This is a genomic window from Streptomyces sp. SID11385 (genome assembly GCF_010548245.1).
Taxonomy (GTDB): domain Bacteria; phylum Actinomycetota; class Actinomycetes; order Streptomycetales; family Streptomycetaceae; genus Streptomyces.
This window is the reverse complement of the sequence record NZ_JAAGLR010000965.1, coordinates 1-243: the sequence shown is the minus strand read 5'-3', so window position 1 is coordinate 243 and position 243 is coordinate 1. Positions and strand designations below refer to the sequence as shown.

Below are 243 nucleotides of genomic sequence, written 5' to 3'. Positions count from 1 at the left end.
CTCGACCGCCCGGTGCGGGCCATCCTGCACCAGGTGCGCCAGTGCGTCCCGGCCCCCGGCGCCGGGGACCGGTTCTCCTTCGCGGCCTTCGCCAACCCACCGGCCACGGGCGACCTCTACCAGGTCCGCGAGGACGGCTCGGCGGCGGCCGTACGCAGCTCCGAGGAGTTCCTGCGCGAGTTCAACGAGCAGACCTGGTCCGACCGGCACGCCGACTTCGGGATCGCCGGGGCCGTCGGCACG

At 74.9% G+C, this 243-nt stretch carries 1 protein-coding gene; it reads left to right on the top strand.

All coding sequences use genetic code 11. The annotated features are described in order from the left end of the window. Positions 1-243, top strand: a 243-nt coding sequence (locus G3I42_RS29280; RefSeq protein WP_203607513.1) for a hypothetical protein, incomplete at both ends; no start/stop codon positions are given.